A 17,935-nucleotide genomic window follows, 5' to 3' on the forward strand; every position below is an offset into this window, starting at 1 on the left:
AAAATGCTAACAAACAAGAAAACCAAAATTGTTGCTACACTTGGCCCCGCTTGTAGTACAAGAGAGATCATTAAAGATATGATCGATGCAGGTGTTAATGTGTTTAGAATCAATTTTTCGCATGCAGATTACGAAGGAGTAAAAGAAAAAATCGACATTATTAGAGGATTAAACGAAGAGTTTGGTTACACAACTGCAATCTTAGGAGATTTGCAAGGACCAAAACTTAGAGTTGGTGTAATGGAAGAAGGAACTGTGGTAAATGATGGTGATGAAATCACTTTTACAACTGCAGAGGATATTATCGGAAATGCAAAAAAAGCATTTATGAAATATCAAAATTTCCCAAATGATGTAAATGTTGGAGAGCGTATTTTGCTTGACGATGGTAAACTTATTTTTGAAATTGTTTCAACAGATAAAAAAACCGAGGTTGTTGCTAAAGTTATTCAAGGTGGAGAATTAAAATCTAAAAAAGGAGTTAATCTTCCAAACACAAAAATTTCTTTACCAGCTTTAACAGAAAAAGATATTGCAGATGCTATTTTTGCAATCGAACAAAAAGTAGACTGGATCGCACTTTCATTCGTGAAAACTCCACGCGATTTACAAGATTTGCAAGAGTTAATTGCAAAACATTCAGAAGTTAAAATTCCAATTATTGCTAAAATTGAAATGCCAGAAGCTCTTGAGAACATGGATAAAATTGTAGCATATTGCGATGGTTTAATGGTTGCTCGTGGAGATCTTGGTGTTGAGCTTCCTGCTCACGAAGTTCCATTGGTGCAAAAAGATTTAATCAGAAGAGCTAAAACAGCTAGAATTCCTGTTATCGTTGCTACACAAATGATGGAAACAATGATTACAAGTTTAACTCCAACAAGAGCAGAAGTAAATGACGTTGCTAACTCTGTAATGGATGGCGCAGATGCTGTAATGTTGTCTGGAGAAACTGCTACAGGAAACTATCCAGTACAAGTAATTCAAAGAATGGCGCAAATTTGCGAGGCTGTAGAAAACTCTCCGCTTATTCAAGTGCCTCAAAATACACCACAAATTAAAACTAAACGTTTTGTTACTAAAACAGTTTGCCACCAAGCAGCGTTATTAGCTAACGAAATTGAAGCTAAAGCAATTTGTACGCTAACTAATAGTGGTTATACAGCGTTCCAAATTTCAGCTTGGAGACCATCAACGGCTCACATTTTAGTATTTACTTCAAACAGAAGAATCTTAACACAATTGAATTTATTATGGGGAGTTAAATCTTTCTACTATGATAATGAAGAAAGTACAGATGATACTGTAACAGATGTAAATCAAATTGCAATCGAAAAAGGTTATGCACAAAAAGGAGATTATTTAATCAATCTTGCTGCAATGCCAATTAAAGATAAAGGAATGGTTAATACGATGAGAGTTTCTGAAATCGAATAATTTATTCTTTAATAATTTAAAAAAAGCCGCTTCTGTAAGTGGCTTTTTTTGTTTTAGCCTGTTTGTGCAAAACTTCATTTGCTTTCCTGATTTAGCTATTTTGTCTTTTAGAGGATATTTCTAAAATCGAATTTCTCACAATTTGTTAAAATTTTACCTGAAAAAGAAGATTTTTTTGTTTCATTAGGTCATTTTAAAAAAATAGCTCCTCAAAAAATAAACTCCAATCATTATTTCCCTCTTTTTTTTCTTTTTTTTAAATTAAAACATAACTTCTTAATTTTCTGATGTTTTAACGTGTTTCATTTTTTAAAATGAAACATTTTGGTGCAAATTCTCCAATTTTCTTGTTTCATATTATAAAATGAAACAAGTTTATGCCGAATAAATTCAATAGTTCGCTTTTTTACTAGTTAAATTTGAGATACTTAAGAAAAAGTTAAAAATATTTTGTTTCAGATTTTAAAATAAAAAATGAATTTGAAACATTCAAAAAAATGCAACCCAGATTAGAAATGCCTTTTCAAAGTTTATCATTTTTCCTATTTATTTTTTTGCTTTTCAAACTCATATAAATAAGTATCATTAACGAATTTTTATTATCATGAAACAAATCAAATTTAAGTACGGATTTGCAGATACCTTGAGAGTATTTGCATTGCTGTTTTTTACGGGAGTTTCTGTTACAGCACAGAGCAAAAAACCAAATATCCTAGTGCTTTGGGGAGATGATATTGGAACTACTAATATAAGTGCTTATAGTGATGGACTTATGGGATACACTACCCCAAATATTGATCGCTTAGCCAATGAAGGTTTACGTTTTTTACATTATTATGGAGAACAGAGTTGTACAGCTGGGCGTGCAGCATTCTTAACAGGACAGCACGGTTTAAGAACTGGGCTTACAAAAGTAGGTTTCCCAGGAGCTCCAATGGGAATGAGTCAGTTAGATCCTTCTGTTGGAGGAATCATGAAAAGTTTAGGATATGTGACTGGTCAATTTGGTAAAAACCACGTTGGAGACCGAAATGAGAGTTTGCCAACCGTTAATGGTTTTGATGAATTCTTTGGAAACTTGTATCACTTAAATGCTGAAGAAGAACCAGAATTGCCAGATTATCCAAAAGATCCAGAATATTTGAAAAAATTTGGACCACGTGGAGTTTTAAAATGTACTGCAACAAATGCTGATGACGCTACTACAGATCCTCGTTTTGGAAGAGTTGGAAAACAAAAAATTGAAGATACTGGAGCCCTTACCAAAAAAAGAATGGAAACTATAGATGATGAAACCTCTGCCGCAGCAATTGATTTTATCAAGAGACAAAGCGCTTCGGGAAAGCCATTTTTCTGTTGGTTTAACGCAACTCGTATGCACCTTCGTACACACGTAAGAGCTGAGCATAGAGGCAGATATACTCACGGAGATAGTGAATATATCGACGGTATGATTGAGCATGATGAAACTATTGGAAGTATCTTAAAAGCACTAGACGAGTTAGGAATTGCTGATAATACTATTGTAGTGTATTCTACAGACAATGGACCTCACATGAATACTTGGCCTGATGGTGCGATGACACCTTTCCGTTCAGAAAAAAATACGAACTGGGATGGAGCTTTCCGTGTACCATGTATTGTACGCTGGCCAGGGCATATTAAGCCAGGAGCTGTAACTACAGAATTGATGAGCCATAATGATTGGATTCCTACATTCGCTTCAATCGCAGGTGAACCAGATATTGTGAATAAACTTTTAAAGGGATATTCAGCAAATGGAAAAACCTATAAGGTGCATTTAGATGGTTATGATCAAAGTAAATTTTTGGAAGGGAAGACAGAAAAAAGTTTCAGAGAAAAATTCTTTTATACAGATGATGATGGACTTTTAGTTGGTTTAAGAGAAGGGGATTATAAGTATGTTTTTGCAGAACAGCGACTAGAAGGTACAATGGGAGTTTGGGCAGAACCGTTTACAAAACTACGTTTACAAAAGATTTTCAATTTGTATCAAGATCCTTTTGAGAGAGCAGATATAACTTCTAATTCATTTTGGGAATGGCAGTTAAATCACGTACAGTTAATGTACGGTGCAATTCAAGATGTGGTTGCATTTGCAGAGACATTTAAAGAATATCCTCCAAGATCAATTCCACCAAGTTTCTCTGCTTATACTATTATGGAAGAAGCAATGAAAGACATCAAAGCACAAAAATATGTAGAGAAAAATGTTTTACCTAAGTTAAAAGAAGAAGAGGCAGCTTCAAAAAAGAAAAAATAAATAATCTAAAAAAAGATTCAGATTGAAAAGTCTGAATCTTTTTTACTAACATAAAAACATCATGAAAAAAAATATATCAATTTGGTCTTTGGTGGTTTTGTCTTTGTTTTTCTTTTCCTGTAAAAAATCAGATACTTTAACTGCTCCAACAGAAAATAAACAAACAGAAACTACCGCAAATAGCGGAGATCCATTACCAAGCTGGAATGATGGAGCTTTAAAAAAAGACATTATCGCTTACGTTGAAAAAGTAACCAAAGAAGGAAGTCCGGATTTTATTCCGGTAGAAAGTAGGATTGCAACCTTTGATAATGACGGAACTCTATGGGCAGAAAAACCATACGTACAAGAGCTTTTTGCTTTTTATAAAGTAAAAAAAATGGTAGAAGCTAATCCTGCTTTAGCTCAAAAACAGCCATTTAAAGCCGTGGTTGAAAAAGACAAAACGTTTTTTGAAAAAGGAGGCGATAAAGCACTTATTGAACTTGTTGCGGCAACTCATACTGGAATGACAGAAGATGAATTTGAAGCATCAGTGAATGATTTTTTTAAAACATCGCAATATCCTGGTAAAAATGTTCCAGTAAAACAAATTAGATATCAGCCTCAATTGGAACTTTTGAATTATTTGCGTGCAAATGGTTTCAAAACTTTCATTGTTACTGGCGGAACGGTTGAAGTTGTTAGAGCAATATCTCAGGATTTTTACGGGATTCCAAAAGATCAGGTTGTGGGAACGTCTTTCAAATATAAATTTGATGATGCCAAAAATGCAGTTTTAAGAGAACCAGGATTAGATCATTTTAATGACAAAGAAGGAAAACCTGTTGGCATACAGCTACACATTGGTCAAAGACCTGTTTTTGCTTGCGGAAATGAAGGTGGAGCTGGCGACCTTGCCATGTTGAGATATTCTTCTGGAAGTAAATATCCATCTTTTCAGTTAATTGTAAACCATAATGACTCCATTAGAGAATACAATTATCAGGAAAAAGATAATCTTTCATTAAATACGGCAACAAAATATAAATATCATGTAATAAGCATGAAAGACGATTGGGAAAAAATATTCTCAGACAAATAATTAGAATTTGAAGTAAATAGATTTTCTATCCAAAAAGTTTAGAATTAAAGATTGTATTAATTTATTCCAGAACAGCTTATGAAAACAAATTTTAGATCAATCAAACCAGTCAGTCTCTTAAAGACTTTTGGCTTGCTTTTTTGCTTCTTGATAGCCAGTATTGGTTATGCGCAAAAAAGTCCAAATATTATTATTTTATTATCAGATGATACCGGATGGGGAGATTTAGGTCCTTATGGCGGTGGTGAAGCTAGAGGAGCCGCAACTCCAAATATTGATAGAATGGCAAATGAAGGTATGCAGTTTTGGTCTTTTTACGGACAGCCAAGCTGTACGCCAGGAAGGGCAGCGTTAATTACTGGAAGAATACCTAATAGAAGTGGTATGACAACCGTTGCTTTTCCGGGTGATGGTGGAGGTTTGCCAAAAGCAGAGTGGACACTAGCATCTTTATTAAAACGTAAAAATTACAATACCTTTTTTGCAGGAAAATGGCATTTGGGCGAAGAAGACTATTCTATGCCAATTGCACAAGGTTTTGATGTGATGAAAAACGTAACGCTTTACCACTTAAATGCTTATACCTATACAGATCCAGATTGGAATGCTGACATGCCAGATGATATTAGAGCAACATGGGTCAAAGGAACCAAAGGTGCTTTAGAAGGAGAGGCTGGAAAACCATATAGAGAAGTTAGAAAAATAGATGGAAAAGTAATTCCGTTTTTGGATCAATATACAGAAGAAGAGTCTATAAAATGGCTGAAAGAAAATGGTAAAAAAGATAAACCGTTTTTTATGGAAATCTCTTTTGCAAAAAATCACCAGCCAAATTTACCGCATCCTGATTATGCAGGGAAATCTGCAGGTAAAAATAAATACGCCGATTGTATTGTTGAATTAGATGCAAGAATTGGCCGTATTATGGATGAAGTTCGTAACATGGGAATTGCCGAAAACACTTTAATCATTTATACGGTTGATAATGGAACTTGGCAAGACGTTTATCCAGATTGTGGATACACTCCATTTAGAGGAACAAAAGGAACAGATCGCGAAGGCGGAAGCCGTATTCCAACTTTAGCGTGGTGGCCTGGAAAAATTAAAGCCAATAGCAAAAACAGCGATATTTTAGGAACACTTGATTTTATGGCAACTTTTGCTGCTTTATCAGGGCAGGAATTGCCAACAGTAGACAGAGAAGGCAAACCAACTATTTTTGATAGCTATGATATGTCGCCAGTTTTATTTGGTACAGGAAAATCAAAAAGAAACATGTGGCTTTATTTTACAGAAGACGAATTGGCTCCTGGAGCAATTCGAATTGGAAAATTTAAAGCGGTATTTAACTTACGCGGAGACAATGGTGCGCATACAGGAGGTTTGTCAGTCGACTCTAATTTAGGATGGAAAGGAGCGGCAAGTTATGTGGCAACCGTGCCTCAGATATATGATTTATGGGCAGATCCTCAAGAACGTTATGATTTGTTTATGAATAATTTTACAGAGAAAACATGGTTTTTGCCTACTATTCAAAACATTCTTGCAGAGTTCGTTAAAACGTATGAGAAATATCCGCCAAATCCATTGCAGAGCCAAATGTATCCTGGTCCAACTACAATTAATGATTATTTGATGTTTAAAAATGTTCAGGAAAAACTGAAAGCCACAACAACTGCAAAAAGAAGCGGAGGCGGATGATAAAAACTAAGTTTTGAGTTAGTTATAAAAAAATGAACAGTTTCTAGTTGCTAGAAGCTGTTCATTAATATAAATGTTACTAATCTTTTAAAATGGCAGTTTTATGAATTATATTTTCAATAAATTATTTTTCTGTATAAGTCTTTTTGTACTGTCATTTACGGGTTTTGCACAAGAAGAACCAAAACCGGGAAATAGTGCTCAGGAACTTGCCGATAAAATGGCAAATCCGGTTGCAAGTTTAATTAGTGTCCCGCTTCAAAATAATCTTACCTATGGAATTGGTCCTTATAATGGATCAAAATATCAGATCAATATTCAGCCCGTTGTCCCTTTTAAATTAAGTGAGAATTTAAATTTAATTACGCGTTATATTCTTCCAGTTGTAGATCAACAAGATGTTACAGGAGAAAACACACATGAGTTCGGTTTAAGCGATGCAACGGTTACAGCATTTTTTGCTCCTAAAACTAAAGGAATTATTTTAGGTCTTGGTCCTGCTTTTTTGGTGCCAACTGCTACAGAGAAACTTTTAGGAACAGAAAAGTTTGGAATTGGACCCAGCGTTTTGGTCATGCATCAAGGAAAAGGACTTTCGATTGGTTTTCTAGCCAATCAAATTTGGTCTGTTGCAGGAAATGCCGACAGAGCAGATTTTAATCAGTTTTACACGCAATTATTTCTAACACATAGTTATAAAAGCGGTGCAAGTTTAGGAATCACTTCAGAAATAACCCAAAACTGGGAAGGAAAAACGACTCTTATTACAGTGAGCCCAAATGTTGGCGCAATTACAAAATTAGGCGGTCAGACCATGCAATTTGCGGTTATGCCATTAATACCAGTTGTCGGGCATCAATCTATAAAACCAGATTGGGGATTAAGAGCGGTGGTAGCATTTATATTTCCGCAGTAAAAAAAGAAGTTAAGACGATCTAATTTTAATTATCGGATTATGGAAGAAGATTCAAAACATACAGCCGAAACCGTATTTAATCCGATAGCATCAAAGGCGGAACGTTACCAAAAAGGAGCTTCGATTAGAAAGAAAATCCCTTTGGAGAAACATAGAGAATGGAATTCTTTTAAAAACCGTAAAAATCCAGTAGATATTTTAATTCAAACTAGCGAAGGAAGGGTTGAAAGCCTGTTGCCTATTCGGTACAGAAGAATGATGGAATCTCCTTTTGCATTTTACAGAGGTGCCGCTGCTATCATGGCTGCCGACTTGGCTCACACTCTGGTATCGGGAATAAATCTACAGCTTTGCGGTGATTGCCATTTGATGAATTTTGGCGGATTTGCAACTCCAGAACGGAAACTGGTTTTTGATATTAATGATTTTGATGAAACTTATCCAGGACCCTGGGAATGGGATGTAAAAAGACTTGCGGCCAGTTTTGTTATCGCAGGAAGATGGCGAAAATTTTCCAATAAAAATTGTAAAGAATTTGCTTGGAATGTTGCAGACAGTTATAAACGGCACATGTTGGATTATAGTAAACTCTCAGCGCTTCAAATTTGGTATGCCGATATTGATCTGGCAGAACTGATTGAATTAGGCCGAGACAAAGACTTTAAAGAATTTGACCAAAAGAGAATAAAAAAAGCATCAGAATATACTGCCCATGAAAAGGAGTTTGCCAAAATGACCTATTTTGATGGAGCCAGAGCACGTATAAAAGATGATCCGCCTTTGATATTTCATCCAACCGGAGATCTTGAAAAACAAGTTGCCAAAGAAGGAGAAATTATACACAATAGATATTTAGAATCCCTTTCAGAAGAAAAACAAGTTTTGCTAAGCAGATATAAGCTTCATGATATAGTCATAAAAGTTGTTGGGGTTGGCAGCGTTGGAACATTGTGCGGCATTAGTCTGCTGATGTCGGCAACAGGAGAACCTATTTTTTTACAGTTTAAAGAAGCCCGAAAAAGTGTCTTAGAAGGCAATGTAAAAACACAAGGAAAATACAGCCATCAGGGCGAACGAATTGTAATGGGACAAAAATTAATGCAATCGGCATCTGATATGTTTCTAGGCTGGACAGACGACAGCAAAAACAAGTTCTTCTACATACGCCAGCTTAGAGATGCTAAAGTAAAACCGGTGCTAGAAGTAATGAAACCTAAAAATATGGCAGAGTACGCCAAAGCCTGCGGATGGGCACTTGCAAGAGCTCACGCACGTTCGGGAGATCCTTCGCTGATTTCAGGTTATATTGGAGATACAAACGAATTTGCCAATGCCATTTCGGAGTTTTCAGTTTTATACGCCGATCAAAACGAATCGGATTACAACAAAATGCTGGAAGCAATAAAACATGGCAAACTGCCTATAGCTGCAGAAATTTAATAAGCATCATACAGATAATGATGTAGCTGTACAAGGTAAATAGAACTTTAAACAATCTTAAAATTTTGAACAAAATAGGTTCAAAAATGATAAAGTAAGATTTTATTTATTTAATACTGTTAATTAAATAAAATGATTTATCTTTGAGAGTGATCTAAGTAATTGTTTAGTAGGTGTTTGTGTCGTACTGACAATTATTAATACATTTTTGCCCTCCGTTCAAGATTTTTACGATTTTAATACATTCGAGTTAAACTGATTTAATTATTAATTTAATAAATACCACAACATGAATATTAAAAGAACAAGTCTTCGTATACTCCCAGTCTTATTTTTGGGTTTGTTTTACAGCTGCTCTCCAACTGTAAAAGTTACAACTGATTATGATCATTCTGCTAATTTCAGCGAATACAAAACTTTTGCGGTTTATGACTTAAAAGCGCAGCAAGGTCAAGTAAATCAGTTAAATGTTGATCGTGTTGCAAAAGCAATCCGAAATGAAATGCTTGCAAAAGGATTTACAGAATCCAGCAATCCTGATTTAAAAGTGAATGCCGTTTCTATCTTAAAAAATAAAACTCAAGTAACAGCCGATAGTAATTTTTATGGCTATGGAGGAATGTATCGTCCATACGGATATTGGGGCGGCGGTGCCATGATGGGTGGTGGTAGCACAACATTCAATACCTACGATTATGTTGATGGATCATTAATTATAGATATCGTATCTTCAAAAACAGACAAGCTAGTTTGGCAAGGAATCGGAAATGCCGAAATTGACAGTAAACCAGACAATCCAGAACAATTCATCAACGATGCAATCAAAAAAATATTAACTGGTTTTCCTCCGGGAGCAGTTAAAAAATAACTACAGCCCAATATTGTACTTGCCAAAGTCTGGCAAGTACAATGTTTATACTTCTACATACGCCCCCCCATCGTATTCTATTTTTAAGATTTTAAGAAAAATAATTGTTACTAATTTAAGCTTAAAAAAATGATCGATATTTTACTTTCCCTTTTCTTTTTTATAGCCACAATTGCTGGCCTGGCTACTGCAATTATGGTTTTATTTTCCAGAAAAAACTATTCAAAGAGTTTCTTTTTGGGAATGTTCTTATTGAGTCTTGCGTTGGTAAGTATCTACAATTTTTATTTGTCGGCCAATTTATTTAAAAATTTCCCAGATCTATTTACCATCACAAAAGCGTTTATATTTTTAACCGCTCCTTGCTCATTTTTGTACGTTAGAAACATTTTATCATTAAATAAAAGTTTCAGAAAATACGACTGGCTGCATTTTGTGCCATTTGCTATTTATTTCTTTTTAACGCTCGTTGTTTATGTCGGAAGTTACACTAATATAAAAGCGGTCCATTATATTGCGGGATTAATTAAAAATCCATTTTCTGTTTTAACACTGACGATTTGGCTTTTCTATGTCTTTTTTCAAACCATGTTGATTTTAAACTATGATCTGAAAAAATTTACAGGAAACCAATTTCATCATAATAAAGTAATTAACTGGATTAGAGTATATAATCTCATGATTTTGTTTTTGTTTTCGGCACTTTTTGTACATCATTTTTTATTGCAAAAAGTAGAGGCAACAGATCTTTCGTGTTACATTCTCATTTCTTCTGTATTGTTTTTTACGGTTGGCTGGCTTTATTTCAAACCTCAAATCTTTCATGACGAAGAAGAGTCATTCGATTTTGTTGTCGACAATACATTAATGGTAAAAACAAAAGAAACAAAGAATACGCTTCCCATTGCAAACGAACTGACTCTTGAAAAAAGAGAAGAATACCTTTTAAAATTAGATTATGAGTTAAACTCTAAAAATCTATTCTTAAAAAAAGATTTTGTAATAAGAGATTTGGCTGAAGAAACAGGAATATCGGTACATCATTTATCCAATTTGATTAATTCTGAATTTGGTCTTCATTTTCAGGATTATGTTAATCTCAAAAGGATTGAATATTTTAAAGATAAAATAAACGATCCCGAGTGGAAAGACTTATCCTTAGAAGGTATGGCTTGGGGGTCTGGTTTTAAATCCCGAACAACTTGTTTTAGAGCTTTTATAAAACATACTGGAAAATCTCCTTCAGAATATTTTAAAACCATACGAATAAATCCGGATCATAAAGGAGCGTATTATTTTAAATAAAATTATCTCCTTCCAAAATAGCGTTGTTGACAGCGGTTGTAAAGTCTTAATTTATTTTAAAACATTTCAGCATGAAGGTAAAAAAAAATTTTTCAATACAAACATTCCGATCAATATATGCAGCAATGCTTTTATTGATTTCTTTTTGTAGTAATGCTCAATTAAAAGGTGGGCATATTTTGGGTGCAATGGGGCTTCAATCTGGAACTCAGGCTCCAGATAAAACATTGAGCGTCTACATTCCAGGTTATATTTATAGTGCATCTTCTTTAAGAAATGCTGACGGAGATAAAATGGGCAATCCAGATCTTACCATGTTTATAACAGGCGTTGGAGCAAATTATGTAACCGATTTTAAAATTCTAGGAGCCAATTACGGTGCTACAATTCTGTTGGCTGGAGCGTCTAATACGATTCAAGGAAGTTATGTAGATTCTAAAAGCAGTTTTGCTTTTACAGATATGTACATACAGCCCGTTCAGTTAGGCTGGCACAATAAAAGAGCGGATTTTGTATTCAGTTACCAATTGTATATGCCAACAGGAAAATATGAACTTGGAGCTAGCGATAATAGCGGTTTAGGAATGTTTATGAATGAGTTTTCGGCAGGGACAACTTTATTCTTTAATGATAAAAAGACATTTCATTTTTCTGCTTTAGCCTCTTATGAAATCAACGGAAAAAAGAAAGACACCGATATAAAAACAGGAGATATTTTAAGCATCGAAGGAGGTTTGGGAAAAACGTTTTATTGTATGAATGCCGAAAAAACGGCTCCAAAAGGCATTTTCAATGCAGGATTGATCTATTACCTGCAATATAAAGTGTCAGACGATAAAATTCCAGTAGGAAGCATTTTGGTTGTTGAACCCGACAAAGATCGAGTTGGCGGACTAGGCGCTGAGGTAAATTACTTGCATCTTGGCTGTATGACCTCGGCAGGTTTTAGATGGATTGGCGAAGTAAATGCAGTAAATAGATTTCAGGGAAATACTTTCTTTATTACGCTGGCACACGTATTCAGTTTCAAGAAAAAATAATTGCTAGAGATTTTTTTTGACGAAGTGAAAATTTAAATCTAAAACGATAAACACTGTATGGAAAACAAAAAAACAACAAAAAAAAGCGTTCTGTTTTTGCTTTGCATGATTGTATCGTTGAATTTTTTAAATGCTCAAAAGCATCATGCCGTTATGAAAGATTCGCTAGACGGAGCTTTTGATTTAAGCGATTTTCTTATTTATGCCAACGGATTTATAGTCGTGCCAACCATAATTACAGAGCCCGCTGTTGGAGGATTTGGGGCTGCAATTGCACCAATTTTTCTAAAAAAACGCGCTCCTGTTATTGAAGCAGACGGAAAAAAACGATTTATAAATCCAGATATTACAGGAGGAGTCGGAATGTATACGGCTAACAAAAGCTGGATGGCTGGCGCTTTCCGTTCTGCAACCTTGGTAAAACCTAAAATTCTGTACCGGGCTTTTGCGGCTTATGGCGATATGAATTTATCCTTTTATGCCAATAACTTGCCCAATCAGAAAGATGAGGAATTTAAATTGAACTTTAAATCTACTATTTTTTATACACAATGGCTCAAACAGTTTAATAATGCCAAATGGAGTGTAGGACCTCAGTATTTGTTTTTAAACTCAAAAATAAACCTGCCCGACTTTAATCTTCCGCCGCCATTTGTAGATCCAAAAGACATAAAAAGCACCATAAGTCAGCTTGGAGCCGCACTCCAGTTTGATGGACGTGACAATATATTTACGCCAGATAAAGGAATACGGCTTCAATCCGATTTTTTCTGGTCAGATAAAGCGCTGGGAAGCGATTATCAGGCGTGGCGCATCAATTTATCGGCAATTGGATATTATCCGTTGGCGAAAACCTTAATTGGCGGACTCAGGATTGAAGGGGAGCAGGCGTTGGGGAGTCCGCCTTTTTATTTAAAACCAGGAATTAATATGCGCGGAATTCCAGCCGCGAGATACATGGGAAACACCAGTATTGTGAGCGAGTTAGAATTTCGATGGGATCTCTACAGGCGATGGAGCTTAATGGGTTACGGAGGTCTCGCCAGCGCCTTTAACGATTGGGATCAGGCTTTTGCCAAACCCGTTATTTACAGTTACGGAACCGGTTTTAGATACCTTATTGCCAGAAAGTTTAAACTCCGAATGGGAGTAGACGTTGCCAGAGGGCCAGAAGAGTGGGCCTACTATATTGTTTTTGGAAGCAACTGGATGCGATAGATTTTGAAGTAAAAACTTGTAAGAAGTTAATTTATAAATTAATAACCGCAAAAAGTCTCAATGATATGTTATTGAGGCTTTTTGTGTTAAATGCCTTAATAATTATTGCCGTTAAGAAAACATTAACAACTAAACATTGCACAAATTGTATAATATTTAATTGTTTTGTAACAAATTGGAAACATTGGAGACTAATTTTGTTAAATCTTAAACATAAATTATGAATACATTTTCATTCAAATCAGTGTTTGCTGCTTCAGTATTTTTGGCTGGAACTGCAGGCTGTTTTGCGCAAGACATTTTAGTAAATTCACTTAAACTAAATGCAAGCGACAAAAGTAAAGAGAACTTCAAATTTACAGAAGTAATTAACCTAGGTACAACATCGGTAAAATCTCAAGGATCATCTGGAACTTGTTGGAGTTACTCAACAAACTCATTCTTAGAGTCAGAAATGATTCGTTTAGGAAAACAGCCAGTTGAGCTATCTCAAATTTATTCTGCAAGAAACGTGTATGTAGAAAAAGGGGTAAACTATGTTCGTATGCACGGAGCAATTACGCTTGGTGACGGAGGTGCTCTTCACGATGTAATTAATATGTACAAAAAATACGGAACTGTGCCAAGAGAAGTTTACACAGGATTAAACTACGGAACAGACAAAAACAAATTTGCTGAAATGGGAGCTCTTATGGAAAGTGTTCTTGCAGCAGTGGTGAAAAACCCGAATGGAGAATTGACTCCAAACTGGCAAAAAGCATACGCAGCTGTTATTGATTCTTATTTAGGAAAAGTGCCAGATAACTTCACATACAAAGGAAAAAACTATACGCCACAAACTTTTGCTAAAGAAGTAGTAGGGATTAACCCAGACGAGTATGTAGAAATATCATCTTTTACAAACGCTCCGTACTACCAAAAAACAACTATGATGGTGCCAGACAACTGGTCATTGGATCAAGTTTACAACGTAAAAGTGAACGATATGACAGACGTTATCGACAATGCACTTAAAAAAGGATATACTGTAGCTTGGGCAACAGATGTTAGCGAGAAAAGTTTTAGCTGGAAAAATGGTGTAGCTTATGTAGCGTCTAAAAAATTCGACGACATGACAGCTGAAGAAAAAGCAGACATGTTTAACGGACCTAAAGCAGAACCAGAAATTACTCCAGAAATGCGTCAGGCTGCGTTTGATAACTACACTACAACAGACGACCACGGAATGCACATTATTGGTCTTGCAAAAGATCAAACTGGAAAAGAATACTATATCGTAAAAAATTCTTGGGGAGAAACAAACGACTACAAAGGTTTCTTGTTTGTAACTAAGAACTTCGTAAAATATAAAACTACTGCATTACTAGTAAACAAAGGAGGAATTCCTGCTGAAATTGCTAAGAAATTAGGGGTTTAATTAACCTTAGAGTTTTACAGAAAATAGAGAAGCGGCACGATCTTGGGATTGTGGCGCTTTTTTGGTTTTTTGCAATTATTCAAATCCATAATTTCTTATTAATTCTGGACTAACATCATAAATTTCTCGATTTTTAAGTTCAAAATAATTAATTATATAAATTAAGTTATTTATGTTAACTGGTAAAGAGAAGTCTGACATTGCAATTTTTAGTAGTAATTCGCCTCTATCAAATTTGATGATTCTTTTAGCTAAAGAATGATCAGATTCAAAAATTTCAATTAATTGAGGTTTCATAGGGGTTAATTGGAATTTCAATCTAAATTTTGTGCGTATTAGAGCCTCCCAATTTTTATTTTTAAAATGTTGATAGGCCAATTCATTAAAAAGACTTTTGAGAGCAATATCATTAGTTTCCAGATTTGCATATATTCCATTTAAAAGTCGTTCTTTTTCTTTATGTGATTCCCAGTCTTGCTTACATTTATATCTTAAATTATGATCGATTTCATGCCATCCTTCTGATAGCATAGTCCTTAATTGTAATTCAAAAGTTTTATCAATAAGTTTTAAGTCTTCATTTTGAGAAGAAAATTGGATTTCTGTAAATGTGTCAATTTGTTCACTATTAAAAGAATATATTATATTTGTTCTTTTAGGCTTAAAAACAGTTAATGCTAACTCATCTATTTCTTCATCTACAAATTTAAATTTATCATTAAGTATTTTTTTTACTAAATGTATGTCATCTTGAAAGTATGTAACTATTCTCACGCCTATTAAATCTTGAATTTTTTTTCCATCAACTTTGTAAGGAGTTCCTTCAGCAGCCTTTCTTTGAATTTTTTCGGTGATTGATTTATTGTCTTTTGTTCTACTGAATAATCTGTATAATAATCCAATTTTATCTAATTCATCAGAGATTTTTTCAGCGATATTCTTCTCAATCATTTGTAGTCCTGCAATCATTCTTTAATGTGTATTAGGTGATTAATAGCTTCTCTTGTTATAAAACCAACATCATCTTTAAAATGTAAGTATTCTTTCTTTTTGAGATTATCTATTATCTTACTTACTTCACGATCTGTATAATCAGTTAATATTTTCTTTATATAAGAAAATTTTCTAGCACGCGGTTTGATACCATCTACTTGGAAGAAATGTTTTAAAACATCTTCTTCAGTCAATTTCTTATTTGCTTTTTTGCCATCTTCTATTAAAAGCCGATTTTCTATTTCTTCTAAAAAAGAATTGTTTGTATTACAGGCATAAATTGCAAAATTGATAAATTCAATCTTGTCAGAATTAGTAATTTCACAAGAGTAAAAACCACAGTTTTGAAAAGATGTTTTTTCAAAAATCGAAGTGTTAAATTTGCAATTTTCAAAATTCACACTTGAAAAATTGCATTCTATAAAATTAGAAGAGGAATCAAAATTTATATTTCTAATTGTTTTGTCAATGAGAAATAGATTAGTATAGCATCTTGAAAACTTTTTAATTAAGTTATAATCAAGTTCAAAGTAAAAATTCATGTCAAATTTGAAATCATTTTCATTGTAAATTTCCCATAGGAGAATTTTATTATCATGATTTTGAATTTTAAATGATTCGATTGATTTTAATGCAAAATCTTGAGGTATTACCTCTGTAAAATTTTTATAATGTTCTTGAAATTTTTTGTAAATTAAATTTTCACCAATGAAATTGCCAAATATGTAATCGTTAACAAACCCTACATTGCCATTGTTTTTTCGATCTAGAAAAACATGATTAGATAAAGTATCTACTAAGTCTTCAATAGTTGGTCTTTCCTCTGCTATGTAATCTCTTAAGCTATCTTGTAAAATTTTTAAATTATATTCTTTAATAAAATCTTTTATAGTGTCTTTAGATTCGGCTGTGATATTAAATTCAGACATAAATCGATTTAATTTTCTAAAAATCCTTAATTGGGATTCATTAGATAATTTTAGGTTTTGTCTTACCTGTTCTCTTTTAAGTAAATAATCGAAATATTTATTTATTAATGCGCCGTCTGAATTTAAAACATATTCAGATAATTTTTCAATTGAAATGTTTCTCAGATATGATAACAATACGGGATTAGCAATTTGCTCTAAAGGAAAAGAGGAATTCTCAATTAGTTCAATTTTATTATTATCCAACCAGTTTTCAATAGTAGGTTCTTTTATCTCAAATCTAGCCAATGAAAATTCGTTTTGAGATTCAAAAATTGCATTTAGAAATTCATCACTATTAAAAATTGCTGTTTTTCGTGATGTAATTATTATTTTGGCCTGTCCTTTTAAGAGATCTATAATTGTAGTTAACATGCTTTCTACTTCATCTTTATTGCTTTCTTTAGATATTAACTCATCAAAACCGTCAATAATTAATGGGATTCGGCCCTTAAATATTTGCTCTAGCACGATATTTTGCTTTATTCCATTTGGAAATTGTTCGTCAATTTCATTTAGTAAAATATGTTTAAAAACTCGTGCTTCTCTATTTCTAGATAACTCAGTAAAGAAGGGCAGTTTTTTGCAATCTTGAACTGAAAATGTGTTTAAAATTTCGTTTGCTGTACAAGTTTTACCAAAACCAGCTGGTGCTTCAATGATTACGAATAAGGCTCCCGAAACATCTGACAGATAGTTGTTAATTTTATCTATTAGAGTTATATCAGTACTTCCGTTATATGATGTATTTTCTATTACATTCCCATGTTCATTTTGAAATATCAAGTCAAAAGAACTTTCGATGTATTTGTATTGGCTATTTTCTGGTAAATTGTGAAGTTGTCTATTTACAAAATGTTTATATCTATTTCTTAGTTCATTACCTAAAGGAGTTTTTATAAAAAAACCATTAAAAAGATATTCTTCAATAGATTCTTCGGAATTGAGAATTTTTACATCTGTAGCATAACCTAATTCAGAGTACTCATGTTTATATTTGGAGACATCATACTCTTCGTCAAAAGAGATTATTTCAGCGGCATGGTACATTCCATATCTTAATGTGTAAACTCGAACCTTATTGTTTGAGTTGTCAGCGAGAATGTAATTATACGATTTAAACAAAGCGTCAATTTTGTGAATTCTATCCTCCGTCATTTTTTGGTTAAATTATTGGTTAGTTCTTGGTTTTGTAAATTAAATGTTTAATGTAAATATGAGACTAGGTATAAATACCTATTTTTTAATATTTTATAGATTTTTT

At 33.7% G+C, this 17,935-nt stretch carries 13 protein-coding genes; 11 read left to right on the top strand and 2 right to left on the bottom strand.

The features are described from left to right. The first annotated feature begins 3 nt into the window (after positions 1-3). The 11 genes from pyk to SOM12_RS17080 all read left to right on the top strand — a co-directional run bounded on the left by pyk (position 4) and on the right by SOM12_RS17080 (position 14,710). Complete coding sequence (gene pyk / locus SOM12_RS17030; protein ID WP_095930693.1) at positions 4-1,437, top strand: pyruvate kinase; 1,434 nt, start codon at positions 4-6, stop codon at positions 1,435-1,437. 604 nt (positions 1,438-2,041) lie between these two features. Beyond that, positions 2,042-3,721, top strand: a complete 1,680-nt coding sequence (locus SOM12_RS17035; RefSeq protein WP_320494484.1) for an arylsulfatase — start codon at positions 2,042-2,044, stop codon at positions 3,719-3,721. Positions 3,722-3,782: 61 nt separating this feature from the next. Next, a complete protein-coding gene (locus SOM12_RS17040; protein ID WP_320494486.1) occupies positions 3,783-4,805 on the top strand; it encodes an HAD family hydrolase in 1,023 nt (340 codons plus the stop codon). Positions 4,806-4,883: 78 nt separating this feature from the next. Then, positions 4,884-6,506, top strand: coding sequence for an arylsulfatase (locus SOM12_RS17045; RefSeq protein WP_320494487.1), 1,623 nt, complete (start codon positions 4,884-4,886; stop codon positions 6,504-6,506). Positions 6,507-6,609: 103 nt separating this feature from the next. Next, on the top strand, positions 6,610-7,422 hold the full coding sequence (locus SOM12_RS17050) for a hypothetical protein (RefSeq protein WP_320494488.1): 813 nt from the start codon (positions 6,610-6,612) through the stop codon (positions 7,420-7,422). A gap of 39 nt (positions 7,423-7,461) precedes the next feature. Further along, positions 7,462-8,862 carry a DUF2252 domain-containing protein gene (locus SOM12_RS17055; protein WP_320494489.1) on the top strand — a complete coding sequence of 467 codons (1,401 nt, stop codon included), beginning with the start codon at positions 7,462-7,464 and terminating at the stop codon, positions 8,860-8,862. Between the two features lie 289 nt (positions 8,863-9,151). Continuing rightward, the gene (locus SOM12_RS17060) at positions 9,152-9,730 is read left to right on the top strand and encodes a DUF4136 domain-containing protein (RefSeq protein WP_320494490.1); all 579 of its coding nucleotides are present in this window, start codon (positions 9,152-9,154) and stop codon (positions 9,728-9,730) included. A gap of 129 nt (positions 9,731-9,859) precedes the next feature. Beyond that, entirely contained in the window at positions 9,860-11,035 is a 1,176-nt protein-coding gene (locus SOM12_RS17065; protein ID WP_320494491.1) for a helix-turn-helix domain-containing protein, read from the top strand. A 71-nt stretch (positions 11,036-11,106) separates the two neighbouring features. Further along, positions 11,107-12,075 carry a SphA family protein gene (locus SOM12_RS17070; protein ID WP_320494492.1) on the top strand — a complete coding sequence of 323 codons (969 nt, stop codon included), beginning with the start codon at positions 11,107-11,109 and terminating at the stop codon, positions 12,073-12,075. Positions 12,076-12,132: 57 nt separating this feature from the next. Next, positions 12,133-13,293, top strand: coding sequence for a BamA/TamA family outer membrane protein (locus tag SOM12_RS17075; protein WP_320494493.1), 1,161 nt, complete (start codon positions 12,133-12,135; stop codon positions 13,291-13,293). A gap of 220 nt (positions 13,294-13,513) precedes the next feature. Next, positions 13,514-14,710, top strand: a complete 1,197-nt coding sequence (locus SOM12_RS17080; RefSeq protein ID WP_320494494.1) for an aminopeptidase C — start codon at positions 13,514-13,516, stop codon at positions 14,708-14,710. 75 nt (positions 14,711-14,785) lie between these two features. On the opposite strand, the gene SOM12_RS17085 is transcribed toward SOM12_RS17080, so the two are convergent. Both SOM12_RS17085 and SOM12_RS17090 read right to left on the bottom strand, forming a co-directional pair. Beyond that, the gene (locus tag SOM12_RS17085; protein ID WP_320494495.1) at positions 14,786-15,679 is read right to left on the bottom strand and encodes a hypothetical protein; all 894 of its coding nucleotides are present in this window, start codon (positions 15,677-15,679) and stop codon (positions 14,786-14,788) included. Then, a complete protein-coding gene (locus SOM12_RS17090; protein ID WP_320494496.1) occupies positions 15,676-17,829 on the bottom strand; it encodes an NACHT domain-containing protein in 2,154 nt (717 codons plus the stop codon). Before SOM12_RS17090 ends, SOM12_RS17085 begins: the two co-directional genes overlap by 4 nt. Positions 17,830-17,935: the final 106 nt, after the last annotated feature.

The organism is Flavobacterium sp. CFBP9031 (genome assembly GCF_034044945.1).
GTDB lineage: Bacteria > Bacteroidota > Bacteroidia > Flavobacteriales > Flavobacteriaceae > Flavobacterium.

Excerpts from the sequence above, each read along its gene's own strand:
- SOM12_RS17040 (WP_320494486.1), top strand. The coding sequence starts at position 3,783 with ATGAAAAAAAATATATCAATTTGGTCTTTGGTGGTTTTGTCTTTGTTT.
- SOM12_RS17090 (WP_320494496.1), bottom strand. The coding sequence starts at position 17,829 with ATGACGGAGGATAGAATTCACAAAATTGACGCTTTGTTTAAATCGTAT.
- pyk (WP_095930693.1), top strand. The coding sequence starts at position 4 with ATGCTAACAAACAAGAAAACCAAAATTGTTGCTACACTTGGCCCCGCT.
- SOM12_RS17070 (WP_320494492.1), top strand. The coding sequence starts at position 11,107 with ATGAAGGTAAAAAAAAATTTTTCAATACAAACATTCCGATCAATATAT.
- SOM12_RS17080 (WP_320494494.1), top strand. The coding sequence starts at position 13,514 with ATGAATACATTTTCATTCAAATCAGTGTTTGCTGCTTCAGTATTTTTG.
- SOM12_RS17075 (WP_320494493.1), top strand. The coding sequence starts at position 12,133 with ATGGAAAACAAAAAAACAACAAAAAAAAGCGTTCTGTTTTTGCTTTGC.
- SOM12_RS17045 (WP_320494487.1), top strand. The coding sequence starts at position 4,884 with ATGAAAACAAATTTTAGATCAATCAAACCAGTCAGTCTCTTAAAGACT.
- SOM12_RS17050 (WP_320494488.1), top strand. The coding sequence starts at position 6,610 with ATGAATTATATTTTCAATAAATTATTTTTCTGTATAAGTCTTTTTGTA.
- SOM12_RS17035 (WP_320494484.1), top strand. The coding sequence starts at position 2,042 with ATGAAACAAATCAAATTTAAGTACGGATTTGCAGATACCTTGAGAGTA.
- SOM12_RS17085 (WP_320494495.1), bottom strand. The coding sequence starts at position 15,679 with ATGATTGCAGGACTACAAATGATTGAGAAGAATATCGCTGAAAAAATC.
- SOM12_RS17060 (WP_320494490.1), top strand. The coding sequence starts at position 9,152 with ATGAATATTAAAAGAACAAGTCTTCGTATACTCCCAGTCTTATTTTTG.
- SOM12_RS17055 (WP_320494489.1), top strand. The coding sequence starts at position 7,462 with ATGGAAGAAGATTCAAAACATACAGCCGAAACCGTATTTAATCCGATA.
- SOM12_RS17065 (WP_320494491.1), top strand. The coding sequence starts at position 9,860 with ATGATCGATATTTTACTTTCCCTTTTCTTTTTTATAGCCACAATTGCT.